We start from the raw sequence: 22,667 nt of genomic DNA on the forward strand, positions 1-22,667 counted from the left end.
AACCGCTAATCAATTGCTTAAAACAAGGTTAGCGGTTGCGGAAGGTGATGCGGCCCTTAGTCAGATCATACGGAGTCATTTCTACTCGGACTTTGTCGCCTGTTAAGATACGAATGTAATGCTTGCGCATTTTTCCGGAGATGTGGGCAGTCACAATATGACCATTTTCCAATTCCACACGAAACATCGTATTAGGTAAGGTGTCTATCACTTTGCCATCCATTTCGATTTGATCTTCTTTCGCCATCAGGTTAACCTCTAAAAAAAGCCCATTTTAACACGAAAGTGCAGCTGAATAGGCAATGATAGTTTTTAGTCCAGCTTTCAGCAGTCGATTTTGCCCCGACAAAATGCCTAAGCACTTGTTTAGCTGGCGGATATTTTGCGCGGTAAGGCCAAATTTCAAGCCACATAAACAGATTATTTCAATTTTAAAACACATAAACATGGTAGATTGTGTTTACCGTGTAAACATTGTTTAGAAATGAATATTCAACATAAAGCACACCCTTGGCATGGAATAAACCCGGGAGCTAACACACCGGACATTGTTACCGCGTTTATCGAAATCGTTCCTTCCGATACCGTAAAGTACGAAATTGACAAAGAAACGGGATATTTGAAAATTGATAGGCCACAGAAGTTTTCAAACATGATCCCCACGCTATACGGTTTTATCCCACGCACATATTGCGCGGAAAAAACAGCTGAATACGCGGAATTGAGATCAGGACGGACCGTAAGTAAGGGTGATGGGGATCCCTTGGATATTTGCGTATTAAGCGAACGAAGTGTCACCCATGGGGACATATTGTTGCAGGCGATCCCGATTGGTGGCTTTCGCCTGCTTGATGGTGGTGAAGCTGACGACAAAATTATTGCAGTGATGAAAGGCGATGAATTTTATCGGCAATGGCGTGACGTATCAGACTGCCCGGAATCTTATATTAATAGGCTAAAACATTATTTTCTCACCTACAAACACTTACCCAGTGAAAAAAGCATATGTGAAATTACCAATGTGTATGGACGCGAAGAAGCCCATGAAGTAATTAAGCGTTCTATGGCCGACTACGAATACCACTTTGGTTGCAAATATGTCGAATAGCCTAAGTCTTTGAAGTGTGTCAGGCGCATCGAATAGCTGCTAGTTGCGATGAATTTTGTCGAAGGCGAGTTGCGTTTGGCGGGTGCAATCGATAGGCGAATGATAGACCTATTGAAAGCGATCGATTCGACCGGATCTATCAGTCAGGCGGCAAAATTGGTTGGCTTAAGCTACAAAGGTGCATGGCAGATTATAGAAGGCGCAAATTCACGAGCTCCTAGAATTTTGATTAGCACCACCACAGGGGGAAGTAAGGGCGGAGGCACTTTTTTAACTGATGCGGGACGTTCTTTGTTGCTTTTATATAACAGGTTGGAAAAGCGGCATTCGGAATTTATCTCGCAACTAAATCAGGATTTGCTGGAAGATGTCGACACCTTATTGCTTTTGCAACGTATGGCTGTCAAAGCCAGTGCGATAAATCAATTATTCGGAACCGTTACTGAAATCGTTCATGGTGCAGTGAACGCGATGGTAACTGTCGAACTAAAAGATGGGACAAAGGTTGTCGTTACGTTGGAATTAGCTTCTCTGAGTAATATGGGGTTAACGACTATGTCCGATGCTTTTTTGTTGTTGAGCGACACCGACATCATATTAAGCACGAATCAAAACCAGAATTTTTACCCGCTAAACAATAAATTACGCTGTAAAGTCATTCGAATGGTTGAAGATGAACTCAGCACAACAACCTATGTTGGGTTACCGAGCGGGGAAAGCTTAGCGGTTTCTATGACTCACGAATGCATTCGCCAAATCGGACTCATTGCCGGTTCTCAAGTGTGGGCTTTGTTTTCCAGTGGAGCCCCGATTTTGGGAATTGCAGCCGATCACAAGTAAACTCCCTTCAACCACGCTGTTTTCCGCCTCATCGCATCATATTGGCGTTTGAGCATAGTTTGCCTTCGGCCAATTTTGGTCAGTTATTTTCTTACTGCTGCAAAACTGAGTTTTGTGCAGTTAGATCATTAGCAATTGTTGTATTCATGACATGCCTCGAATAATTAAAGGCGAATGGCGTGTTTGAACGGCGATGGGCAAAATTGTTGCACCGGCCTTGATTGGAAAGCAGCGAGCTTATGGGTATTGGCGTTTTGGCATGACGAAATTAGATACTGAAGCAGTATCTTTATGAAAATAAAAGTCTTTATGACTTCGAGTTTTTTGATGGCCGCTTAACAATGGAATAGCGGAACGGTACCCGAATCATGCGAGTTTCATTGCGGATAAAGAGGTTTAAATTTTGCGTCTATCAGCCGCCGATTTTTTAAACAATTGGCATCAAACCTGCTTTATTCGGCATAGATACAAATACTATTTGTATTCGAGATCGGCGCTTGATGGGTATTAGACAATCCTGCGACATGGCGAATGGCAGGCCCGTTAAATCGGATTTTATGTTCGACGCTACGATGTTCCCGGTCTTGATACGGATATTGAAATTTTGACCGCTCAGCGCATTCAAGAGGAGTTCGATTTATGAAAGTAGGGTTAATCAAGGAAATTAAAGTCAAAGAGAACAGGGTAGGCCTTACGCCGGAAGGTGTGTCGGTGCTGGTCGCGCACGGTCATGATGTGTGCGTGGAACAAAGCGCCGGGAAAGGATCCGGATTTAGCGATGACGCTTACCGGTCGGTTGGTGCCTCCATAGTGACTGTCGATCAGGCTTGGGCATGCGATTTAGTGGTAAAAGTTAAAGAACCTATCGCAGCGGAGTATGGTTATCTGAACAATCAAATTGTTTTCACCTACTTCCATCTTGCCGGAGTGCCCTGGGAGTTGACCGAAGCATTGTTAAACGGCAAGACTAGCGCTGTGGCTTATGAAACCTTGGAGGGGCCGGACGCTAGATTACCCTTGCTTGCCCCTATGAGCGCGGTAGCGGGTAACATGGCAGTACAAATGGGTTGTTACTACTTAGCCGCTTGTCATGGCGGTAACGGCGTCATGTTGGGTTCAGTGTTAGGGCGGCGCCATGGGAATGTTTTGATCATCGGAGATGGGATTGTCGGTACCCACGCGGCCCGCACGGCGATCGGCTTAGGCGCTAACGTAACGGTAGCCGGATTATTTCCGGAAAATGGGCTCAAAATGCAGCGGGAAATCTCGCCGTTGATCGAATATGTTATTTCCGAGCCGGCCACTATCGCAGAGCTTGTTCGAGATGCAGATTTGGTTGTTGGTGCGGTATTGATACATGGTGCTCGGGCCGCTCATGTCGTCACCGAACAAATGGTGCTCAGTATGCGGCCGGGAGCCGTTATCGTTGATGTCAGTATCGACCAAGGCGGTTGTATCGAAACTGCGCAAGCGACCACACACGATGCACCTGTCTACATAAAACACGGAGTCACGCATTATTGTGTCAGCAATATGCCGGGCGCTTATCCGAGAACGTCCACGTTAGCTCTGACCGAAGCTACCTTACCCTATGTTTTAAAATTGGCCGATCAAGGTATAGCGGCGTTAAAGCAAGAGCCCGGCTTTGCCAAAGCGCTGAATACCTATCAAGGGTATATCACCTGTTTGCCGGTTGCGGAAGCTTTTTCTGTTCCGGAGCGGTATCGCTCGTTTGCCGAATTTTGAGTGCGGATTGATTTCACCGGTTTATGAATCTGAGTCAACTGGAGTTGTTGCGTACCCTGCAAGAGACTGGTTTCAATCTAAGTAAGGCCGCTGAGCGCATGCATGTTGTGCAATCAGCGGTCAGTCGCCAATTGCAGATGTTAGAGTCCGAACTGGGCTCGCCGTTGTTCGAGAGGCATGGTAAACGCCTATTGGGACTTACGCCGTTAGGTGAACGCATCATGTGTGAAGTGGAGCGCATTCATCAGGCAAAAAAAAACATTCAGACCATGGCCGATGATTTTCGCGACAACCGAAGCGGCACCTTGCATGTCGCAACTACGCATGCCCAAGCCAAGTATTTGTTGCCGAATCCCGTTCAGAACTTTAGAGTCCGTTATCCGAGCGTTAAAATTTATATGGTGCAGTCTTCCCCGGGTGAATTGATCGACCTACTGCACCAACACCGAGCCGACATTGCGATTTGCACGGAAAAATTGGCCGAAGACGAACGTCTAGTGATACGGCCTTGTTATGAATGGCATCACGTGGCGATAGTGCCTAAAAACCATGTGTTGTTGCAAACGCCTATTGAGCTAACACATTTGGCTGCTTTCCCCATCTTAACGTATTGTCCCGGCTTTACCGGTAGGGGGGCAATCGATAAGTCCTTCTCAGACGCGGGCTTGCAGCCCGATATCATACTTGCCGCCGCCGACTCCGACGTGATTAAAACTTACGTTAGGCTAGGATTAGGAGTGGGCATCATCGCGGAAACTTCATACGAAGCGGAGAGAGATGAGGATTTGGTGGCGCTTTCGTTAAAACATCTCATCCCGCCGTCCGTTACCAAAATCGCCTATTTGCAGCAACTCTATTTGCCGTCCTATTGCCGATTTTTTATAGACGCATTACTACAGCAAGCACGCATTAGAAAACAATAAATCGATAAAACTGTATATTGTTCGGCAATTTTTGTTCTGTAAGCATATACTGTCAGACTTATGGGTATCCGACTGCCTCTGAGACTGCAAAACCCGGATCAAATTAGCATTTGCTGATTGAAAATGGTCTAGCTTAGGACTTTCAAAGAGGGAATTCTTCCAGCGGATCACGTCAAGGTGAGTATATTTCTTGGACGAAGACTAGCCGATGCAGCTGACTGAGAATCAAAAAGCCATTTGGTACGATCAAATTGCCAGACCGCATAGTCCTATGTACAACATAGGCGGTTATTTGCTGATATACGGTCATGTCGATAAAAATTTATTGCAACAAGCTATTCAGTGCCTGGTAACGGAAAACCCTATACTCCGTACTCGAATAACGCACACTCGAAACGGCCAACTCATTACTTCGGTGAAGTCTAAGCAGACGGTCGAGTTTCCGTTCTTGGATTTTTCAGCGGCGCCGGATCCGACGTTCAAAGCTAACGAATGGTTGTCTGCCAGATTTTCAGAAGCGTTTGACGTCGATGGGGATGGTTGCTACTGGCAATTTGCGTTGCTAAAGCTGACTGAGCGGAAATTTGCGTTGTTAACCAAATACCATCATGTCATTGCCGACGGTTGGAGTACCAAAATCGTCATTGACCGTTTGGCAACGCTTTATAATTGTTTACTAGCGCAAAACGAAATACCGCGCAACGGCGAAGAGAATTTTGCCGATTTCGTCGGTTTGGAAAAAAGCTATCTCGAGTCGCCGACCTATCAGCGCGACGCACAGTTCTGGCAGGAACAAATCCCGCAGATACCCGAACTGTTGCTGCGCGAGAAATATCAAGCGAATCGGCACGTCGAAGCAACTCGGGCAGTTCTTCATCGCTTTCGAATATCTCGTACACTGTACAATCAATTGGAACAATGGGCGCAGACGCGGCAGTCGACCTGTTATCACTTGCTGCTGACTACGCTGTGCGTTTATTTTGCCAGGGCGCACCAGCAACCGCACATTACGGTAGGTTTGCCGTCGTTGAATCGGGCCGGAGCGCGTTTCAAGAACGTGTTGGGAATGTTCGCCAGTTTGTCGCCGCTTTCCATAGACCTCGATTTCGAAACGTGTTTCGACGAATTATTGAAGCAATTTTCCGTAGCGATTCGAAAGGTACATAAACATCAACGCTTTCCGTTGAGCGCCATCAATCAACGTTTACATTTGTTGAAAAGCAAACGGGACAGTTTATTTGACTTGGTGCTGTCCTACGAACGCCAGGACTATTCGGTAAAATTCGGCCATGCGGAAGTTGAAGCCTGCCAATTGTTTAGCGGTGTCGCTCGCTATCCCCTAGCCGTAACAGTTTGCGAATTTAGCGCCCAGCGGGACGTGGAAATTGTGTTCGAGGCGGCGGAAACGTGTTTCAATCAAGACGAATTGGCCTATCTGTCCGCGCGCTTTATTGGCTTGTTGCAGCAAGTGACTGTCAGGTCGCAGTTACCGCTTTGGCAGCTGGATTTGGTGCCGTATAGCGAAAAAGAATATATATTTCATATATTTAATAGGCAACAGGAGCTGCCGGACTTCGTTGGCGTCATCGGCCAATTCAAGCAATGGGTAGCCAATACGCCGGACGCGGTAGCGGTTCGATCAGGGCAAAAGCAACTTACTTATCGCGAATTGGACGGATTAAGTGATCGCTTAGGCCATGAATTGCAACTTCGCCATTGCGGGACGGGAAGCGTGGTAGCGGTGTGCATGCCGCGCTGTCCGGAAACGATCGTCAGCTTATTGGCTATCTTAAAAATCCGGGCGGTCTATTTGCCTTTGGATTGCGAAAGTCCGCCGCAACGTATCGCCCACCTACTCAGTCAAGGGCAAGCAGCTGCGCTATTGGCGGTAACTCAAGACGGTGTATCGGTGTCCGGTTTGCACACCAACATCATCTGGGTTGACCAAAACATCTTACTGACTAGTTATCCCTTGAGTTTCTCTCATCCGCAACCGGAGGATACGGCCTATTTAATCTTCACCTCGGGCAGTACCGGGCAACCTAAAGGGGTAAAAATCCATCACCGTGCATTGTCGCTACGCTTAGCCTGGTTACAACAGCAGTTCGAAATCAGGCCGGGGGAGCATGTCGGACAAAACGTACAAACCCACTTTGACCCGGCGTTAATCGAAATCGGTTTATCGCTTACTCAGGGGGCCTGCTTAATATTGGCACCATGGCAACGTCCCACGCCGGAAACCTTTGCCAAATTCGTGATCGACGAAGCTATACACGCCTTGGCATTGGTGCCCGGCAGCCTAAAGGCTTTATTGCAAGGCTTACCGGGCGACGGGCGCATTCCTCTGCGGATCGCCTGTTGCGGAGGAGAAACTCTGCCCGCCGGTTTGGCGGCGGCTTTTATCAAAAGGACGGGGGCCAAATTGTTTAACGTATACGGACCGACGGAAACTACCATTTTGGCAAGTGCCTGGCAATGTTCGGTCGACGACGTGGAGCCTCTACCTATCGGTAGTCCGCTTGACCATACCTGCATATTCGTGGTCGATAAACGCATGCAATTGTTGCCGTTGGGCGTGCACGGAGAAATCGTCATCGGTGGCTCGGGCGTCGGTAAAGGCTACTTGAATCAACAGGCGTTAACCGCCCACAAATTTGTAGCGAATCCGTTCGATCAACAAAATCACGGCAGTGTGTACCGTAGCGGAGATTGCGGTTACATCGGTACCGACGGACGCTTGTATTTTTCAGAACGCTTGGACCGACAAGTCAAACTGGGGGGCTATCGCATAGAGCCCGGCGAGGTTGAATCTGCATTGCTGCAGCATGGCGAAGTGCAGCGCGCGGCGGTTACCGCGCACTGTGGAACAGGACAAAAAGTGCTGGTCGCTTATGTCGAATCGCAAGCCCCGAATCCTACGGATTTGCAGCATGATTTGTATGCCTTGTTGCGACATCGCTTGCCGGATTACATGATACCGAAACTCATCTCGGTTATGGCGGCTTTACCGACCACAACGGTCGGTAAAATTGCTTACGATCAATTGCCGCTGCCGGCAGTCTCTAAACAAGCGTCGTTGCCAAGGTTGCCGGCAAATGCGATGGAAGCTAAATTGCTCGAAATTTGGCGGCAGGTGTTAAAAAATCCGCAACTGAACGTCGAAGATAATTTTTTTGAGCAGGATACGGATTCGTTAACCGCGATCAGTTTGATTGTGGCCATCGAAAAAAGTTTTGGTTGCCGGCAAACGATAGCATTTTTGCTGGAATTTCCGACGATTGCCGAACAAGCAGCTCAGCTTTGCCATGCGCATCCGGAGCGCTTCGACCGGGAGTGTAAATTGCCTATTTCGGAACGGGAGTTGACCCATTTTTATTTGGCGGCTTCGGGCGAGGGCGATTTTTTTCGCTTTCGAGCGCTGGCGGACAAGTTGGGAAATTCTTGCAAATTACATATTCTGAATCCGCCGCGCGTCGATGACGGTGCCGCGAGTATCGAAGAGATTGCCCGCGGATATGCAGCCTTGATTGCTCAGCATAAGCAACACAAATTTTATCTCGGCGGATTTTCCATCGGCGGCATTACGGCATTGGAGACCGCTAGAATATTGGGATTGCACTATAACCTCAAGCCCGAATGCTTGATATTGTTGGATAGCGTTTATCCGCGCAGCCTGTTACGCTCGGGTCGTTTATTCTCGCTGCTGAAAATTTTGGTGAAGTCGCCTATTTTTCAATGGCTTAATCTGGACGACAGGCGCATGGCCGCGATGGTTAACGATCCCGCCATGCAAATGCAAATCGCCGGTTTGGCGCAGCATCGCTTGAGGCCGTACAAGGGCCGTGCCGTTTTATTGATAACCAGCGCTTTTTGGCCGCTGAAACGCTTATTGTTTTGCGGATGGACAACGATTTTCAAACAGCCGTTAGAGATGCGCAAAGTGTCCGGCATGCACGGCAGCATGTTCCTACCGTTACATTTGCCGACGTTGAGCAAGGCGATTAAAGCTTGTCTACAAGATCCTGCGCCGGTTTATCGCCCGGAACAGCGTTCGGTTGGAGCAAGGCATTACCCGGGCTCGGTTGCTCGAGTAGCGTCAGTGCGTAACGATAACCGATATCTGCGATGATGTGGGCTTTTGCATAGGCGGTTACTGCAAATTCGGCAACCGGCGGGCGCAGCAACAAATCGGCCGTATGATTCGGATTGCGCATTTTTGCCGCCAACGCGGCTAGTTTCCAAACCCGCTTTAGTAGTTCCATCAAGCTAGGCGGATGGGAAGTTGGCGAATTGATGGGATTGAAACGATTGCGTAGCCATTGCCAACCACTGAAGCCGCCTAATAAATCGGCATCGGCTTTCAAAGGTTCCAAGGGATCGACATCGACTGCGATAATCCTGCCGTGAGGTAAACGCCGGCGCATTTCGTCTATCGGCAAATTGTTCAGCAAGGCGCCGTCGACCAAAATGTTACCGGCTATCATTTGCGGTGGAAACAAGCCGGGTGGGCTGTTTGAAGCCAACAAGGCCGGCGTCAGCCGGCCGCTCTCGAATACTTCGAGCGAAGCGTCGCTAAGATTGCCGGCTACGCAGAAAAACGGCAACCACAAATCCTCGATTTCGACCTGTTTGAACAAGGCTTGCAGGGCAGCCGTGATTCGGGTTCCGGAAAATAGCGAGACTAAGGGCAGGGTGAGGCTATCGCGGGTCAGGCACAATTCGAGCAAAGCATTCAACAGGTCGGTAGGGTTTTGCCGCATGGCATAGTGTGCGGCCACCAAAGCCCCCATGCTGTTGCCGGCGATGTAATCGACCGGGACGGCTTTTTGCCGCATGGCTTTCAATACGCCGACATGAGCAAAACCTCTGGCGCCGCCGCCGCTTAAGACCAATCCATAGGCGCTTCCGCTCAACAAGCGGCCCAGCCGGGCAAAGTCTTCGGTATTGGCCGAACGCACATGGTAATGCGCTTCGACTTTTCTAAGTTTTAGCCAATCGGCGCTGTGTTCAATTGAAACGGTGTCGGCAAGGTGATGAATGACTAATCGAGGGCGCAGTTGTTGCTCTTGCAGGTAGGTGTCAATCTGCGCTTCCAGCGCAGAGACCTGCTTACAGTCGCCGGCTGCAACGACCAACACGATGTGATCCGCATGGCGCATGCAACGCCGGCTCCAGGCATCGAATACCGGGTCGGCTATTAGCAGTAAAAAGCGATTGGTATGTTCTCGAGCCGCCAGATAATCCGCCAGCATGGCATCTTCCGCATCGGTAGCGGCGCAGGCGGCATTGTTTTGCTGCAAATGCGCCCGATCAATCGTCTCGGTTGCGCCTTGTGTCCGCAACGCATCCGAAAGCTGCGAGACGAAAAGCCCGGTATTTACCGCATCGGACAAATTGATCAGGGCGATAACCGCTTTTCTATCCTCCGGTACCGGTGATGCCGCAGGCTCGAGGCGGTTTAGCTTAGCGAGCAAAAAGCGATTCAAGGCTACAGGATGACGCAACAACAAGTTTTCCAGTCTATCGATCGGCAGATAGGCGAGTAAGCTATCTCTGTTGGTCTGTAATGCCGCTTGATCCGGGTAAGGCATATAGTCATTTGCGCCTACCAGCCCGCCCGGTTCCAAACGATATGTTGGACGACTACCGGCATTGGCCGTTTTTAAGGTTAGGCATCCGGCAACCACGATGTAGAAGGCCGGCTGTTCGGCAGATAAAAGCCGGTTTACATCTTGCCTGGCGGGCACGAATTTGAGCGCGAGCTGTTCGCTCAAGTCTTGAGCGACGGGTGATGCAAGTCCGGAAAACGCCCCGCAAAGCCGCATCGTAACGGCCATGCGACATCGAATCAGCCGGGTCGTCAAACAGTCGTAACCGGCGAGTTCCAGCGAAGCTTCGTAGCTTAAGGCCGCCAAGCATGCGTCTTCGGGCCAATATAACCAAGCACTGTTCGCTACAACGTTGGCCCCGTATCGATGACAGGGATTGGGTCCGGGCGGAAACTCGCCGAATAGGCTGTCGAGGCGCGCCAAAGGCTGTTCGATAGTCACCGAATCGCGCGCGTTGAACAGCGTGACTTGGCCGTTGCCCAAGCAATACAGTCCGCCGGCCGGATCGCCGGGAGCAAACAGCGGCGTTTCGTAGTCGCTGCGATGATAGTGCGCCGACGCGGCCAAGAATGTCAACAAATCGGGGTGTAGGCCGCGAAACGCCGCAGATGCTGCCAAAATACGCTCGGTCTCTATCATTTGCGCCAGCAGGTGCGGCCTTGGGTTATAAGCGGAAACTGGCGTATAGATAGGCTGCCGCCAACGCCAGATACACGACAAAGCTCAAACCCAGCAACCAAGGCGTACCCCGGGGTTTGGCCCACTCCGGCAAATGTGCCGGTAACAAGCGGTAGTTGAGTAGATACAATGCCGGCGGAAACAGGATGGTTCCGCCAAAACCGATCAGCGCGCTGGTCAATATCAACGGGCCGGGCGCGTCCAGCTGCATGGTAAACGAGGTGATGACCGTCAACAAAGCCAAAAACAGGTAATACCAACGGCGGGCCGGCCAGTTTCTCGTGCGTGGGAACAACGTCTGCACGATGTCCGCCTGGATGCGGCTGACGGCGTCGGCGGTCGCCAACCAGGTGTCGGTCAAAAAAGCGGCGGCGACGACTAAAAACAGCAAACGGCCGATTTCTCCCCAACTGACGGCAAAAAATTGACTTTGCACCACCGCTAATTCGTACTCCTGCGGCAACAGCCCTTTGGGAAACAATAGGGCGTAGGCTAACAGACAGGTCATAAGCGTCGTCAGCAAGTTGCCGATAATGCCGATCATGATGTCCAGACTGAGAAAGCGTCTCCACAATTTCCATTGACCGCGGCTGTCCTCGTTGTCCTTGGGTAATATGCCGTCGCTGGAAACCGCTTCTTCGGCACCGCCCAAGCCGGTGATGCGGCCGATCAAGCCGGCCATGCCGGCGCCTTTGTCGCGCAGCCAATACGAATAAAACAGGATCCAAAAACCGCCCAAGCCGGCGAATGTAATCGCGGTTAGCAGTTTGCTGGCGTCGGAAGCTTGCCACGGCCTGGGCATGGCTGCTGTCGGACCCAATAGTCCGCGCACGAATTCGGGTAAAGTCGCTACTACGTCTTCTTGCATACAAGCCGATATCAGGCCGATCACAGTGACCAGCGCGACCAGTTTCATAAAGCGTTCAATCAGCGTGTAGACCACCCCGCTAGCCAATATCGCGCCGATGAATACCGCTATCGATGCGTAACCCCAAAACAGGCTTTGCTCGCGCTGGCTCCAGCCGTTCGGCCAGTGCGTCAATTCCGCCATTGCCGTCCCCCCGGCGGATGCAAAGGCGCCGAACCACAGGAACGAAACACTCATCAAAATCCACAGAAATATGCCGAAACCGCGGTGCAAGCGGATGAAGCCATGAAAAATGCTTTCCCCGGTCAACAAGGTGTAGCGGCCGATTTCCAAATTCAGCGGGTATTGCAGCAAACAGGCCGGCATCAGCAACCATAGAAACGTCAAACCGTATTTGGCGATCATGTAGGGCCACCAAATCAACTCGCCGCTGCCTTGCGCCAAAGCCATCCAGACCACGCCGGGTCCTAATGCCGCCCACCAGCCGGGAAAACGAGGAACGGGCTTTTGCGGTAGTTGAGCGAAGTCGGACATGTTCATAGGGGGCTGAAACAATTTTTGGGGCTGATTTTTTAAAATGCCGGATTAATAGTATCGGTTGGCCGAACGGGTCGGCGAAATGCCTAAACGTTAGCCGTGCGCGAATTATCAAAACCTCAGACGGTGAAACAAAGGCGGCTTAATTGGTTTCGTCGTTATCCAGACCGCGACTGCGATTTTCCATCCGGCGCAAGAATTCGGCCATGATCACGCGATATAACTCGTCGCCTAAATAGTTGTCTTCGACGCCGGCGTCGATGCTGGGATTGTCGTTCACTTCGATCACGAAACCCTTGCCGCCGACTTCCTTTACGTCGACGCCGTAAAAGCCGTTGCCTATCGGCTGGGTCGCTTTGAGCGCCGCATCCAATACGCCTTTAGGCACTTCGAATGTCGGCATCGTGGCGAAACCGCCGCTATCGGTGCGTCCGGAACCGTGCCGGTAAATTTGCCAATGATTTTTCACCATGAAATATCGGCAGGCGTATAAGGCTTTACGGTTAAAAATGCCGATGCGCCAGTCGAATTCGGTATATAAAAACTCTTGAGCTAACAATAGCGTCGATTGCTCGAATAGTTCGGCGACTTTGCTGTCCAATTCGCGCCGGTTGTTGACTTTAACGATGCCGCGCGAGAACGATCCGTCCGGAATTTTAATCACTACCGGAAAACCGGCATTTCTTTCCAGTTGGTCTAAATGGCTACGATTGTCTTTATGCAAAATCCAGGTTTTGGGCGTCGGTACTTTATGCGTGCGAAACAAATCCGCCAGATAGACTTTGTTGGCGCAACGTAAAATCGAGGTGGGATCATCGACCACTATCAAGCCTTCCGCTTCGGCTTTTTTGGCGCACCGGTAAGTGTGATGATCGATAGCGGTGGTTTCGCGGATAAACAAACCGTCGAATTCCGGAATCCTGCCATAATGTTTTTGAGTGATCAGCTCTACGTCTATACCCATTTGCCGGCCGGTATTGATAAATTTTTTCAGGGCGGAGCGGTTACTGGGCGGTAATTTCTCGGTAGGATTAATCAGAATGGCCAAATCGTAGCGGGCGTTTTTGCGAACGCGGCTTCTACGCCAGATTTTTTTGCTGAATTTGTCTAATGCGTCGGCAAACAAGGTTTGCATGGCATCGTCCAGCTGGCGCGGGGAAACGGCATTTAAATCGGTAATTTCCCATTGCTGGTGCAGGCGAAAAGTAATTTCCAATACCGGACAGGGAAAACGTTCGAATAGTCGCCGGGTCAGTTCTTGAAAATCGGCTTCCGGCGTACTGCCGAAATAGCTGTAAAGTTTGAATTCGCCTAATGGGCTGGGTTTTTTGAATGCGCGGGCCAAAGGTTGGCTGAATTCGTCCAATTGCAATCGAAACAGCGCGTTTTTGCCAAGGTCGTTAATGGTACGGACCGAAGGGATGACGTGGTGATTGCGCGCTTCAGCCAGTAACGAACAATAATAGCCGTCTGACAGATAAGCGTAACTGTTGCATAAATTGATGATTCGGGTTCGTTGTTCGGATTTGCTGTCGGTGGACGCTAAATAATTTTCGAAGCTGATGACTTGTTCGCTAGGATAATAAGGTCCCCAATCGGATAAATTATCGACGACCAAAAGTGTGGTGGCCATGTTTGCAGAGCAAAGAGATAGGTAACGGAAAGTGGCAGAATCGAACAGGATTGTAAACTAGGAGTAACATGTGAACACGAAATTTCTTATCTGCACTTTTGCTTGAGGCCCGGCTTATGACTGTGTGCTATCCGATTGTCGATGTCGGTTTGTTCCCGGCGAGTTACGAAACAGCGCGGCAGCATTGGTTAACGCGTGTGGCCGGGGTACCGGGCAGCCATCGGCATTTGGAATTTGAATGTCCGGGAGAAGGGCCGGCAGGCGAAGCCTTATTCACGGACAGCGTCTGGATGGGCAGCGACGACGCCGAGGCGGTATTGGTAATCATTGCCGGCACTCATGGGGTGGAAGGTTTCGCCGGCAGCGCAATACAGCTGGATTGTTTGCGTTTGCTACAACAAGGTCATCTGCAGCAACCGGACGGTGTGGCTTTGCTGTTCCTTCATGCGTTGACGCCGTGGGGCTACGCCTGGTGTAGGCGCTGCGACGCCGACGGCGTGGATTTAAATAGAAATGCGGTGGATTTTTCCGCTGCCTTGCCGATTAACGACGGCTATCGGCAATTGAAGAGCGCATTGTGGGCCGACGATGAGGCGTTACGCTTTAGCGCCCTGCAAGCATACGAACGCAACCATGGCCGGCGAGCCTTGGAGATTGCCGTGAGCGGCGGCCAATATCTGGATCCGGAAGGTCCTTTCTATGGCGGTCAAACCTCTGCTCACGGCCGCTTGGTCTGCGAAGACTTGATCGAACGCTACGCATTGGCCGAACGGCGCTTGGGCGTTATCGATTTACATACCGGGCTAGGGCCGTACGGCTACGGCGAGCTGATTTGCGATCATCCGCCGGATAGCGGTGCCGCCGAATTAGCCGCGCGTTGGTACGGCGATGCGCTAACGCTACCGCTGGCCGGTACCTCCAGTTCCGTACCTAAAACGGGTTTGTTGGATTACCTTTGGCATGCGGTCATGGGCGACTCCGGTTGTTACGTCACCTTGGAGTTCGGCAGCTACAGTACCGAGCAATTGTTCGACACCTTGTTGCGCGACCATAAGTTGTGGGCGGCAAAAGACAACGAAGCCGAGCGCATTGCGCATCGGCAAGCCATGTACCGGCATTTTTGCCCGTCCGATCCGGCATGGCGGGAATTGGTGTTATTTCGTGGACGGCAAGCCGTTGGGCAAGCCTTGGCCGGATTGGGTGCTTGATGCTGATTCGGCCGGCCGTATTGACGGATTTGAATGCATTGGTGAGTTTGGAGAATGCGTGTTTTAGTAGCGATCGTTTAAGCCGGCGCAGTTTTCGGCATTGGTTAACCACCGAAACCGAACACCGATTATTGTTGGTTGCGGAGATTAACCAACATTGCGTCGGTTACGTGCTGTTTCTGTATCATCCGGGCACCCGCCTTGCCAGAGTGTATTCGCTGGCAGTCGATCCGGAGTTGCGCGGCCAAGGCATCGCTAAAACCTTGCTGCAGGCCGGCGAACAAGCTGCCAGGGATAACGGCCGCTTTTATTTGCGCTTGGAAGTTAGCGTCGAGAATAGCGCGGCTATCGCGTTGTACCGGTCTTTGGGGTTTCAGCAGTTCGGTTTCTATCGGGACTATTATCAAGATCACAAGGACGCCTTGCGTTTTCAAAAGCGGATTCGCCGTTATAGCGATCAACCGCAACACCGTTCATTGCCGTGGCTCAAACAAACCACGCCTTTCACCTGCGGCCCGGCAGCCCTGATGATGGCGATGCGGGCGTTGGACACTACCTATCGGCCGTCTCGTGACGAAGAAATCAATTTATGGCGCGAGGCGACCACCATCTTCATGACCTCCGGTCACGGCGGTTGCCATCCGACCGGTTTGGCTTTGGCTGCGCAACGGCGCGGCTTTGCCGTGGAAGTGTGGGTCAATCAGCACGGGCCGTTATTCATCGACAGCGTTCGCAACGAAGATAAAAAGCAAATCATAGATCTGGTGGATAAGGGGTTTAAACGCGATGCGCAGCGGCAAAACATTCCTATCCATTATTCGAATGTCACCTTGAGCGACTTGACGACGGCATTCGAAAGCGGGGGAATTCCATTAATCCTGATCAGTACCTTTGCCATGGACGGGAAAAAAGCTCCGCATTGGGTAGCGATGAGCGGGTTCGATCAAGATTGTCTATACATGCACGACCCAGACCCGGACGAACGCCTGCAAAGCGACCTGGATTGTCAGTTCGTACCGATAGCCCGGGAAGACTTCGAACGGATGTCGTGTTTCGGCAAAAATCGCCTGCGTACTGCCGTTGTTCTACGTCATGCACTTAAACCGGCCGAGGCAACGGCGTAGTGTCCCGAGTTGTCAGGCTATCTGCGCGATCAGGTGTCGCTTCTTTCATGATTAACTTGACAACAGTTTCCCGGAGTTCCTGAAAAAAGCAGGAGTTACTGATAGTTTTTCCAGGGGTGACGCTGGTTGGGCTCCGAATCCTGTTGTCCCGGTGAAGGATGGGGGATGGGGGCTGGGCGGGGCATACCGTAATAATAAGGATAATTAAAGCCGCCCGACCGGCGGTTTTGCCGCTCCAAGGCTTCGGCCTGACGCTGTTGGGCAATTGCTTGCTGTTGCTGCGCTATGGCATTCTGCCGGGCTATTTCCAATGCGGCCGCTTCTCTTTGCCGTTGCGACTGTTGCTGTTCCAAGCTCTGTTGTTCGCGTTTTCTTGCATCGTATTCCTGTTGAACCGCATCCAACTTCGCTTTGGCCTCTACGTTGGCTTGAGGGTCGCTAGGGATTGTCAGTAAGCGCTGCTTGTCCGCACCGGAGCAAGGCGAGGGCTGGTAGACGATACGTCCGGATTGGTCGGTGCATTTGTACACTGCGTCCGAGTATGCCGCAGGGGAAAGCAAGATTAGCAATAGCAACAAGATACGCATAACACCAAGCTCCAAATCAACCCGGGGTGTTTTGTCGCATTGTAAGCTTGAATTAAACTTAACAGAAGATACTCAAAATATTCAGGCCAGCAGACGAAGTCGCATGGAGCCGGTGCATTTGGCGCGAGATTGTCGTTTCTGACAAAAAAATTCTCATTGGGAGCCGTTTAGCTTGGAAGAATAGGGTTGTTGACGTTTTTCCGGATAAACCGGAAAGAGTTATTGACGGCTAAATTTTCGATTCGGCAAGAGCGGGATTAGTGTCGCCAAGCGCGTAAAGGATGCACTAAAATTGTGCTTGCAATAATCGCTATCCCCCGTTACTAATACCGCTAGAGTAACGGCATCGGGCCATTCGGCGGATGATTTTGGCCGAATGAACGCGATCTTGGCAGGCTTAAGGCGGTGGGTATGGATCTAATATCGTTATCGGATACGGCTTTGCCGTCAACCCCAGCCAAAATCGATCCGCTCTTGGGCATGCCGCTAAAGTTGAATCAAATTATCGAGGCTAAATTGCTGGAAAGGCAAATAGCGCTGGACAACTTCACGTTACAAATCGACGGAAAAATCCTGCAGGTCAAAGCCGATAGGCCTAACGAGTTGCAATCCGGACAGACGTTACGGCTACAGGTGGTAAAGCTAGGCGCGAATCCGGAATTTAAAATTCTCCCGGAACCGGTCAAGAACAACACGCAACCGCCTGCGGCGCTTATTTTACGGACGATTGCCGTGGCACCCGAGGCCGGACAAGTTAGCCCTGCGCCGGCGGCTAATCTAACGGCCGCGCCGCTTACTTCCCAACAAGAGCTGGTCGCTCCGGTTGTGCGGCAAGTCAGCGAAGATAAACTCAGCTTGTCAAGTTTGGCGGATTCGGCTGCGAAACCAACTAAGACGCAGGCCTTCCCGGCAGCCGATACGCAAGCGGCGAAAGGGCCGGCCCTCGGCGAGGCGTCCAGAGTGCTTCCGCAACATTTACTACCACTGGCGAACGGTCAGCCCAGAGTGGCAACCGTTATTCAAGTATTGCCCGGCACGGTTAGCTTCCGAATCGAAGCCGTCGCGGAGTTGAAAACCGATACTGTGACTGTTGGCGCAGCGGAAACGGTTTCCAGGCCGATGGCCGGCCATGTCGCAAACCCCGCCGCTATTATTGTGACCGTAGATAACAAACAGCTGCAATTTGTCAGCGTTAAAGTACAAGAGGCGGCAAATTTTACACTAAAGCAGCCGCTCGATCCGGCTATTGCGCAACCGTTGCAGGTCACCGGTCCGGCAACCAATCGAACCGGTGTATCGCAGCCGGTTCGAATCGACGCTCCGGTCGCGCCGGTTTTCGCGCAGGTTAAACCGGATATGCCGCTGCCGTCGCCGTCGGTAGCGCCGTCATCTTTGCCCGGTTTGTCTTCAGAATCGGTTCAAGGGCAGAAGGCCCCGGAAGTGGGCGTTACCCTTGAACAAGTCAAGCTTGCTCCGCATCGGCAGGAGGTCTCATTCGTTAAAGTCGGCGAACCTTTGGCGGATTCCGACCGGGTTGACGAGCGCGTGCGCGTACCCGAATTAAGCGTCGGCAGTAAAGTTGAAATTCGGTTAAGCGTTACTGACGGCAACCCCGTCATCCAAGTAAGACCGCGGATCGACAAGCCCGAGGTGTTCGACGAACGGCAACTGGCCGCTGCAGTTCGCCGTTTGTTGCCGTTGCAAGATTCGCCGATACCGTTGATGCAGCAATTGCTGAGTCTCGAGCAAAACGCTCGTTTAGAACCGACGGTTGCCGAGACTTTAAAGTATTTGGCCCGTCAGATTCTCGATTCGGTTCCATCGTTACGGCAATTGACCGAGGCTAATGAATTGCGCCGGGTAGTGACTCAGTCGGGTTTGTTCATGGAAAGTAAACTCGCCGAAGCGGCAGCCGATAATGCGCAGGTAAATTTACAGGACGATCTGAAAGTCAAGTTGGGAAAGTTGATGCAATTTATCGAAAAAAGCCCGGCTTTACCCGAACCGGAGAAAACCGGTTTCCAGCGGGAGTCTGCGGAAGTGTTGCAGGAGACTTTGCGTAAAGCCGAAAGTACGCATGCCAGGCTATCGTTAGATCAGCTCAATTCTCTCCCGCGGGAGGATTCCGCAAAACAGAGTTGGATGGTGGAAATTCCTTTTTATAGCGACCAGCAGCCTAGCGCACTTAAACTGGTCATCGAACACGAGCGGCACAGCGGCTTGGACTCGGGAGAAGAGCGTAACAACTGGGCGGTCAGTATTAGCATCACTCCACCCAATCTTGGTACAATACATTGCAGAATTTCCTGTTACGACGGCTCCGTCAATACCCGGTTTTGGAGCGAAGTTTCCGCTACCGTGGATACTATCAACGCTCATTTGGATGAGCTCAAACGCCAACTCGAAGCAAAAGGATTAAAAATGGGATTTATGGAAGCTCATCAAGGACAACCTTTGCCTACCTCCGTCATTCGAACAGCTACGACCGGTTTGATCAGCGAGAAGGTTTGAACGATAGCCTTACTCTCGGACTCCAACACCCTACTGAAACTCAACTATGGATACCCGTCTTGCCATTGAATCGCGCCGCGCGGTAAAGCGATTCGATCCCGAATTCGAAATTAGCCGTGAAGAAGTCGACTCGCTATTAAGGTTAGCCCTGTTATCGCCGACGGCCTTCAATATCCAGCATTGGCGCTTTTTGATGGTGCGGGACAGCAATTTGCGCCGGCAAATCCGCAGCGCGGCTTGGGATCAAGCGCAAGTTACCGACGCGTCGTTATTGATCGTGTTATGCGCCGATCTAAAAGCCTGGGAAAAACAACCGGAACGCTATTGGCGTAACGCGCCTGCCGATGCGAGGGCTTTCCTTTTGCAAGCGATGCATAATTATTATTCAGACAAACCGCAGGTGCAGCGCGACGAGGCCATGCGTTCCTGTGGCATCGCGGCGCAAACCTTGATGCTGGCAGCCAAGGCAATGGGCTACGATTCTTGCCCGATGGATGGTTTCGACTTTGAACAAGTCGGACATTTGATTGCTTTACCGGAAGATTATGCGATCAGCATGTTTGTCGCCATCGGTAAAGCCCTGGAACCCGCGCAAGCCCGCGGCGGCCAACTTAGCTTAGATGAAGTTGTCGCAATCGATCGTTTCGCTTAATTCTCGGCATTTCCACCCACTATGAACCAGACGACTCAAAATACCGACCCGGTAACACTAACTCAATTCATTATCGAGCAACAACGCGGCTTGCCTGACGCCTCCGGTACCTTTACCTTGTTGTTGAACAATATCGGTACAGCCTGCAAACAAATTTCCCATCGCGTCAATCGCGGTGCGTTAATCGGCGTATTGGGTAGTGCCGGCTCGGAAAACGTACAAGGAGAAGTTCAGAAAAAACTGGACATCATCACCCACGACATCATGGTCAAGGCTTTGGATTGGGGCGGCCATTTGGGCGGCATGGCATCCGAGGAAATAGACGACCCGATTAAAATCCCTAAGCAATACCCGAAAGGTAAGTATTTGGTGCTGTTCGATCCCTTGGACGGCTCTTCCAATATCGATATCAATTTGACGGTAGGCACCATTTTCTCGGTATTGCGTTGCCGGGAAGGGATAGATCCCGAACCGGAAGATTTTTTGCGCAAAGGTACCGAGCAAGTCTGCGCGGGTTTTGTTTTGTACGGGCCGTCGACGATGTTAGTGCTAACTACCGGCAACGGTGTCAACGGCTTTACCTTGGATCAGGATATCGGCGAATTCATGCTGACTCACCGCAATATGCGCATTCCGGAAGAAACCAGCGAATTTGCGATTAACATGTCCAACCATCGCTTTTGGGAGCCGCCGGTACGGCGTTACATCGACGAATGTTTAGCCGGCGAGCAAGGCGTACGCGGCAAAAATTTCAATATGCGTTGGGTAGCGTCCTTGGTGGCCGACGTGTACCGGATTTTGAATCGCGGCGGCGTGTTTTTATATCCCTACGATTTGCGCGACCCTAACCGGCCGGGCAAATTGCGCTTGATGTATGAGGCTAATCCGGTTGCATTTATTATCGAGCAAGCGGGTGGTGTGTGCAGTACCGGAAAAGACCGGGTGTTGGATGTCAAACCTCACGACATACACCAGCGGGTTCCGCTGATTTTCGGCTCCAAAACCGAAGTGGAGCGCATCGTCGATTATTATCAACAAGCATCAGAAACGAATTAACCTCACGTGAGCACAAATCAAGTTATTTGCGGTAATTGCAGCCTGGACAATATCTGCCTTCCCAGAGGATTAACCCAAGCTGAAATCGATAACATCAGCAAGGTAGTAAAAGCTAAAAAAACCTTGCAACGCGGCGATTTTATTTATCGCGAGGGCGATAGTTTCAAAGGGATTTTGGCGGTGAAATCCGGTAGCGCAAAATTAATCGCCAACGATAGTCACGGTAACGAACACATCTTGAATATTTTGTTGCCGGGCGAATTATTAGGGTTCGACGGTTTATCCACGCAGCGGCACGGCTGCGCGGCAGTAGCGTTGGAAACCATGACGTTTTGCGTGTTGCCGGCCGATAGTCTGGACCAGTTGTTTCAAAAATTGCCCGGTCTGACCCGCGAATTGTTTCGTCATTCCGGGGAAAAGATGGAAGAAGATAAAAACTTGTTGGTTTTAAGCAAACGGCCGGCCGAGGAGCGTTTAGCCTATTTCTTGCTGAGTTTATCCGAGCGCTTGAAACGGCGCGGATTTTCGTCGTCGGAATTCAAACTGTCGCTAACCCGGCAAGAAATCGGCAACCATTTGGGGTTGGCGCTGGAGACTGTCAGCCGCTTATTGAAAAAATTTCAAGACGAGGGACTGATTGTGGTGCAAAACCGTTTTATTCAAATTACCGATCAAGCCTTGTTGAAAAACTTGCTACAACCTTTCGATTAGCCGCAAACGGTATTGCGAGGGCAAAGCGGTATAAACAAAGCAGCCTGGCCGAAACGGCGATTTTCGGCCAGGCTTGTTTTTAGGAGACTTTAAGTGCCGCGGCTTCGGCGGCGCGGCGGCTGATTTCCGCCCAGTTTGCGGTATCGACTAACTCCGCCGGCGCCATCCAAGAGCCGCCGACGCAAGCGACGTTGTCCAGCGCCAGATACTGCGGCGCATTCTTTGGATTCACCCCGCCGGTAGGGCAGAAGGTGACTTGCGGTAACGGGCCGCCGATGGATTTCAGCATAGGAATGCCGCCGGCGGCTTCGGCCGGGAAAAACTTCATCGCGGTGATGCCTTTTTCCAATAAACACATGACTTCGCTGGCAGTGTTGACGCCGGGTAAAACCGGTACGCCGCAGTTCAACGCGGCATCCAGCAGGCTAGGCGTAATACCCGGACTGACGATAAATTGCGATCCGGCCGCTATAGCTTGTTCCAAGGTCTGGGTGTTGATGATGGTGCCGGCACCGACTATAGCGCCAGGCACTTCCGCTTTAATGCGGCGGATACATTCCAGCGCAATGGGGGTGCGCAAGGTAATTTCCAAGACTTTTAGGCCTCCGGCTACCAGTGCTTGCGCCAAAGGTACCGCGTGTTCTATGTGATTAATGACCATGACCGGCATCACCGGCGATGTATTCATGACTTCGCTTATCGTGACTGACATCTTCTCGTTTCCAGTATTGAGTGATTTTCTTGTTATTGTAAGTCGGCTCGGGGTAGATCGGACGCATTTTAGGGACTAGCGCGTCGAGGTTGCGGCAAATTGATCGGTTTAACCGGTTTTGGCGCAAGGCCGCCGAGCTTAAAATTCGGCACGCGACCTAGCAA

General features: G+C 51.2%; 16 protein-coding genes and 1 pseudogene. 11 read left to right on the forward strand and 6 right to left on the reverse strand.

Going from position 1 to position 22,667, the window contains the following annotated elements:
- Positions 1-28 precede the first annotated feature (28 nt).
- Positions 29-247, reverse strand: coding sequence for a translation initiation factor IF-1 (gene infA / locus AB0A83_RS10095; RefSeq protein WP_013819653.1), 219 nt, complete (start codon positions 245-247; stop codon positions 29-31).
- Between the two features lie 237 nt (positions 248-484).
- On the opposite strand from infA, the gene AB0A83_RS10100 reads away from it, so the two are divergent.
- The 5 genes from AB0A83_RS10100 (at position 485) to AB0A83_RS10120 (ending at position 8,746) form a co-directional block, all read left to right on the forward strand.
- Complete coding sequence (locus tag AB0A83_RS10100) at positions 485-1,108, forward strand: inorganic pyrophosphatase (RefSeq protein WP_150048167.1); 624 nt, start codon at positions 485-487, stop codon at positions 1,106-1,108.
- A gap of 48 nt (positions 1,109-1,156) precedes the next feature.
- Positions 1,157-1,948 (forward strand): TOBE domain-containing protein, encoded by a 792-nt coding sequence (locus tag AB0A83_RS10105; RefSeq protein ID WP_150048168.1) that lies wholly within the window; start codon positions 1,157-1,159, stop codon positions 1,946-1,948.
- 639 nt (positions 1,949-2,587) lie between these two features.
- Entirely contained in the window at positions 2,588-3,694 is a 1,107-nt protein-coding gene (gene ald, locus AB0A83_RS10110) for an alanine dehydrogenase (protein ID WP_150048169.1), read from the forward strand.
- Between the two features lie 23 nt (positions 3,695-3,717).
- A complete protein-coding gene (locus AB0A83_RS10115) occupies positions 3,718-4,617 on the forward strand; it encodes a LysR substrate-binding domain-containing protein (RefSeq protein ID WP_150048170.1) in 900 nt (299 codons plus the stop codon).
- Between the two features lie 208 nt (positions 4,618-4,825).
- The gene (locus tag AB0A83_RS10120; RefSeq protein ID WP_367156143.1) at positions 4,826-8,746 is read left to right on the forward strand and encodes an amino acid adenylation domain-containing protein; all 3,921 of its coding nucleotides are present in this window, start codon (positions 4,826-4,828) and stop codon (positions 8,744-8,746) included.
- A gap of 307 nt (positions 8,747-9,053) precedes the next feature.
- Here the strand turns inward: AB0A83_RS10120 and AB0A83_RS10125 are convergent.
- The 3 genes and pseudogenes from AB0A83_RS10125 to AB0A83_RS10135 all read right to left on the reverse strand — a co-directional run.
- Positions 9,054-10,865: pseudogene (locus tag AB0A83_RS10125) on the reverse strand (patatin-like phospholipase family protein); the annotation flags it as partial.
- Positions 10,866-10,890: 25 nt separating this feature from the next.
- Positions 10,891-12,306, reverse strand: coding sequence for an Nramp family divalent metal transporter (locus AB0A83_RS10130; protein WP_367156144.1), 1,416 nt, complete (start codon positions 12,304-12,306; stop codon positions 10,891-10,893).
- Positions 12,307-12,451: 145 nt separating this feature from the next.
- Complete coding sequence (locus tag AB0A83_RS10135; protein ID WP_150048173.1) at positions 12,452-13,942, reverse strand: RimK family protein; 1,491 nt, start codon at positions 13,940-13,942, stop codon at positions 12,452-12,454.
- Positions 13,943-14,058: 116 nt separating this feature from the next.
- Between AB0A83_RS10135 and AB0A83_RS10140 the strand changes: the two genes are divergently transcribed.
- Positions 14,059-15,150 (forward strand): DUF2817 domain-containing protein, encoded by a 1,092-nt coding sequence (locus AB0A83_RS10140; protein ID WP_150048174.1) that lies wholly within the window; start codon positions 14,059-14,061, stop codon positions 15,148-15,150.
- The gene (locus tag AB0A83_RS10145) at positions 15,150-16,274 is read left to right on the forward strand and encodes a peptidase C39 family protein (protein WP_367156145.1); all 1,125 of its coding nucleotides are present in this window, start codon (positions 15,150-15,152) and stop codon (positions 16,272-16,274) included. Before AB0A83_RS10140 ends, AB0A83_RS10145 begins: the two co-directional genes overlap by 1 nt.
- 95 nt (positions 16,275-16,369) lie before the next feature.
- Here AB0A83_RS10145 and AB0A83_RS10150 read toward each other — a convergent pair whose 3' ends face one another.
- The gene (locus AB0A83_RS10150; protein WP_150048176.1) at positions 16,370-16,861 is read right to left on the reverse strand and encodes a DUF4124 domain-containing protein; all 492 of its coding nucleotides are present in this window, start codon (positions 16,859-16,861) and stop codon (positions 16,370-16,372) included.
- A 411-nt stretch (positions 16,862-17,272) separates the two neighbouring features.
- Between AB0A83_RS10150 and AB0A83_RS10155 the strand changes: the two genes are divergently transcribed.
- Genes AB0A83_RS10155 through AB0A83_RS10170 form a run of 4 tightly spaced genes read left to right on the forward strand, consistent with a single transcriptional unit; the run spans position 17,273 to position 21,791 of the window.
- On the forward strand, positions 17,273-19,372 hold the full coding sequence (locus tag AB0A83_RS10155; protein ID WP_367156146.1) for a flagellar hook-length control protein FliK: 2,100 nt from the start codon (positions 17,273-17,275) through the stop codon (positions 19,370-19,372).
- Between the two features lie 46 nt (positions 19,373-19,418).
- Positions 19,419-20,024, forward strand: a complete 606-nt coding sequence (locus tag AB0A83_RS10160; protein WP_150048178.1) for a nitroreductase family protein — start codon at positions 19,419-19,421, stop codon at positions 20,022-20,024.
- A 21-nt stretch (positions 20,025-20,045) separates the two neighbouring features.
- A complete protein-coding gene (locus tag AB0A83_RS10165) occupies positions 20,046-21,080 on the forward strand; it encodes a class 1 fructose-bisphosphatase (RefSeq protein WP_150048179.1) in 1,035 nt (344 codons plus the stop codon).
- Between the two features lie 6 nt (positions 21,081-21,086).
- Entirely contained in the window at positions 21,087-21,791 is a 705-nt protein-coding gene (locus AB0A83_RS10170) for a helix-turn-helix domain-containing protein (protein WP_150048180.1), read from the forward strand.
- Between the two features lie 79 nt (positions 21,792-21,870).
- Here the strand turns inward: AB0A83_RS10170 and AB0A83_RS10175 are convergent, their stop codons facing one another.
- Complete coding sequence (locus tag AB0A83_RS10175) at positions 21,871-22,503, reverse strand: bifunctional 4-hydroxy-2-oxoglutarate aldolase/2-dehydro-3-deoxy-phosphogluconate aldolase (RefSeq protein ID WP_150048181.1); 633 nt, start codon at positions 22,501-22,503, stop codon at positions 21,871-21,873.
- Positions 22,504-22,667 lie beyond the last annotated feature (164 nt).

It is taken from the genome of Methylomonas sp. HYX-M1 (assembly GCF_040741385.1).
Lineage (GTDB): Bacteria > Pseudomonadota > Gammaproteobacteria > Methylococcales > Methylomonadaceae > Methylomonas > Methylomonas rhizoryzae.

What these genes read in the sequence shown, in the direction of transcription:
- ald (WP_150048169.1), top strand. Translation starts at nt 2,588, where the DNA reads ATGAAAGTAGGGTTAATCAAGGAAATTAAAGTCAAAGAGAACAGGGTA.
- AB0A83_RS10130 (WP_367156144.1), bottom strand. Translation starts at nt 12,306, where the DNA reads ATGTCCGACTTCGCTCAACTACCGCAAAAGCCCGTTCCTCGTTTTCCC.
- AB0A83_RS10135 (WP_150048173.1), bottom strand. Translation starts at nt 13,942, where the DNA reads ATGGCCACCACACTTTTGGTCGTCGATAATTTATCCGATTGGGGACCT.
- AB0A83_RS10155 (WP_367156146.1), top strand. Translation starts at nt 17,273, where the DNA reads ATGGATCTAATATCGTTATCGGATACGGCTTTGCCGTCAACCCCAGCC.
- AB0A83_RS10100 (WP_150048167.1), top strand. Translation starts at nt 485, where the DNA reads ATGAATATTCAACATAAAGCACACCCTTGGCATGGAATAAACCCGGGA.
- AB0A83_RS10140 (WP_150048174.1), top strand. Translation starts at nt 14,059, where the DNA reads ATGACTGTGTGCTATCCGATTGTCGATGTCGGTTTGTTCCCGGCGAGT.
- AB0A83_RS10145 (WP_367156145.1), top strand. Translation starts at nt 15,150, where the DNA reads ATGCTGATTCGGCCGGCCGTATTGACGGATTTGAATGCATTGGTGAGT.
- AB0A83_RS10175 (WP_150048181.1), bottom strand. Translation starts at nt 22,503, where the DNA reads ATGTCAGTCACGATAAGCGAAGTCATGAATACATCGCCGGTGATGCCG.
- AB0A83_RS10105 (WP_150048168.1), top strand. Translation starts at nt 1,157, where the DNA reads ATGAATTTTGTCGAAGGCGAGTTGCGTTTGGCGGGTGCAATCGATAGG.
- infA (WP_013819653.1), bottom strand. Translation starts at nt 247, where the DNA reads ATGGCGAAAGAAGATCAAATCGAAATGGATGGCAAAGTGATAGACACC.
- AB0A83_RS10150 (WP_150048176.1), bottom strand. Translation starts at nt 16,861, where the DNA reads ATGCGTATCTTGTTGCTATTGCTAATCTTGCTTTCCCCTGCGGCATAC.
- AB0A83_RS10165 (WP_150048179.1), top strand. Translation starts at nt 20,046, where the DNA reads ATGAACCAGACGACTCAAAATACCGACCCGGTAACACTAACTCAATTC.
- AB0A83_RS10115 (WP_150048170.1), top strand. Translation starts at nt 3,718, where the DNA reads ATGAATCTGAGTCAACTGGAGTTGTTGCGTACCCTGCAAGAGACTGGT.
- AB0A83_RS10120 (WP_367156143.1), top strand. Translation starts at nt 4,826, where the DNA reads ATGCAGCTGACTGAGAATCAAAAAGCCATTTGGTACGATCAAATTGCC.
- AB0A83_RS10160 (WP_150048178.1), top strand. Translation starts at nt 19,419, where the DNA reads ATGGATACCCGTCTTGCCATTGAATCGCGCCGCGCGGTAAAGCGATTC.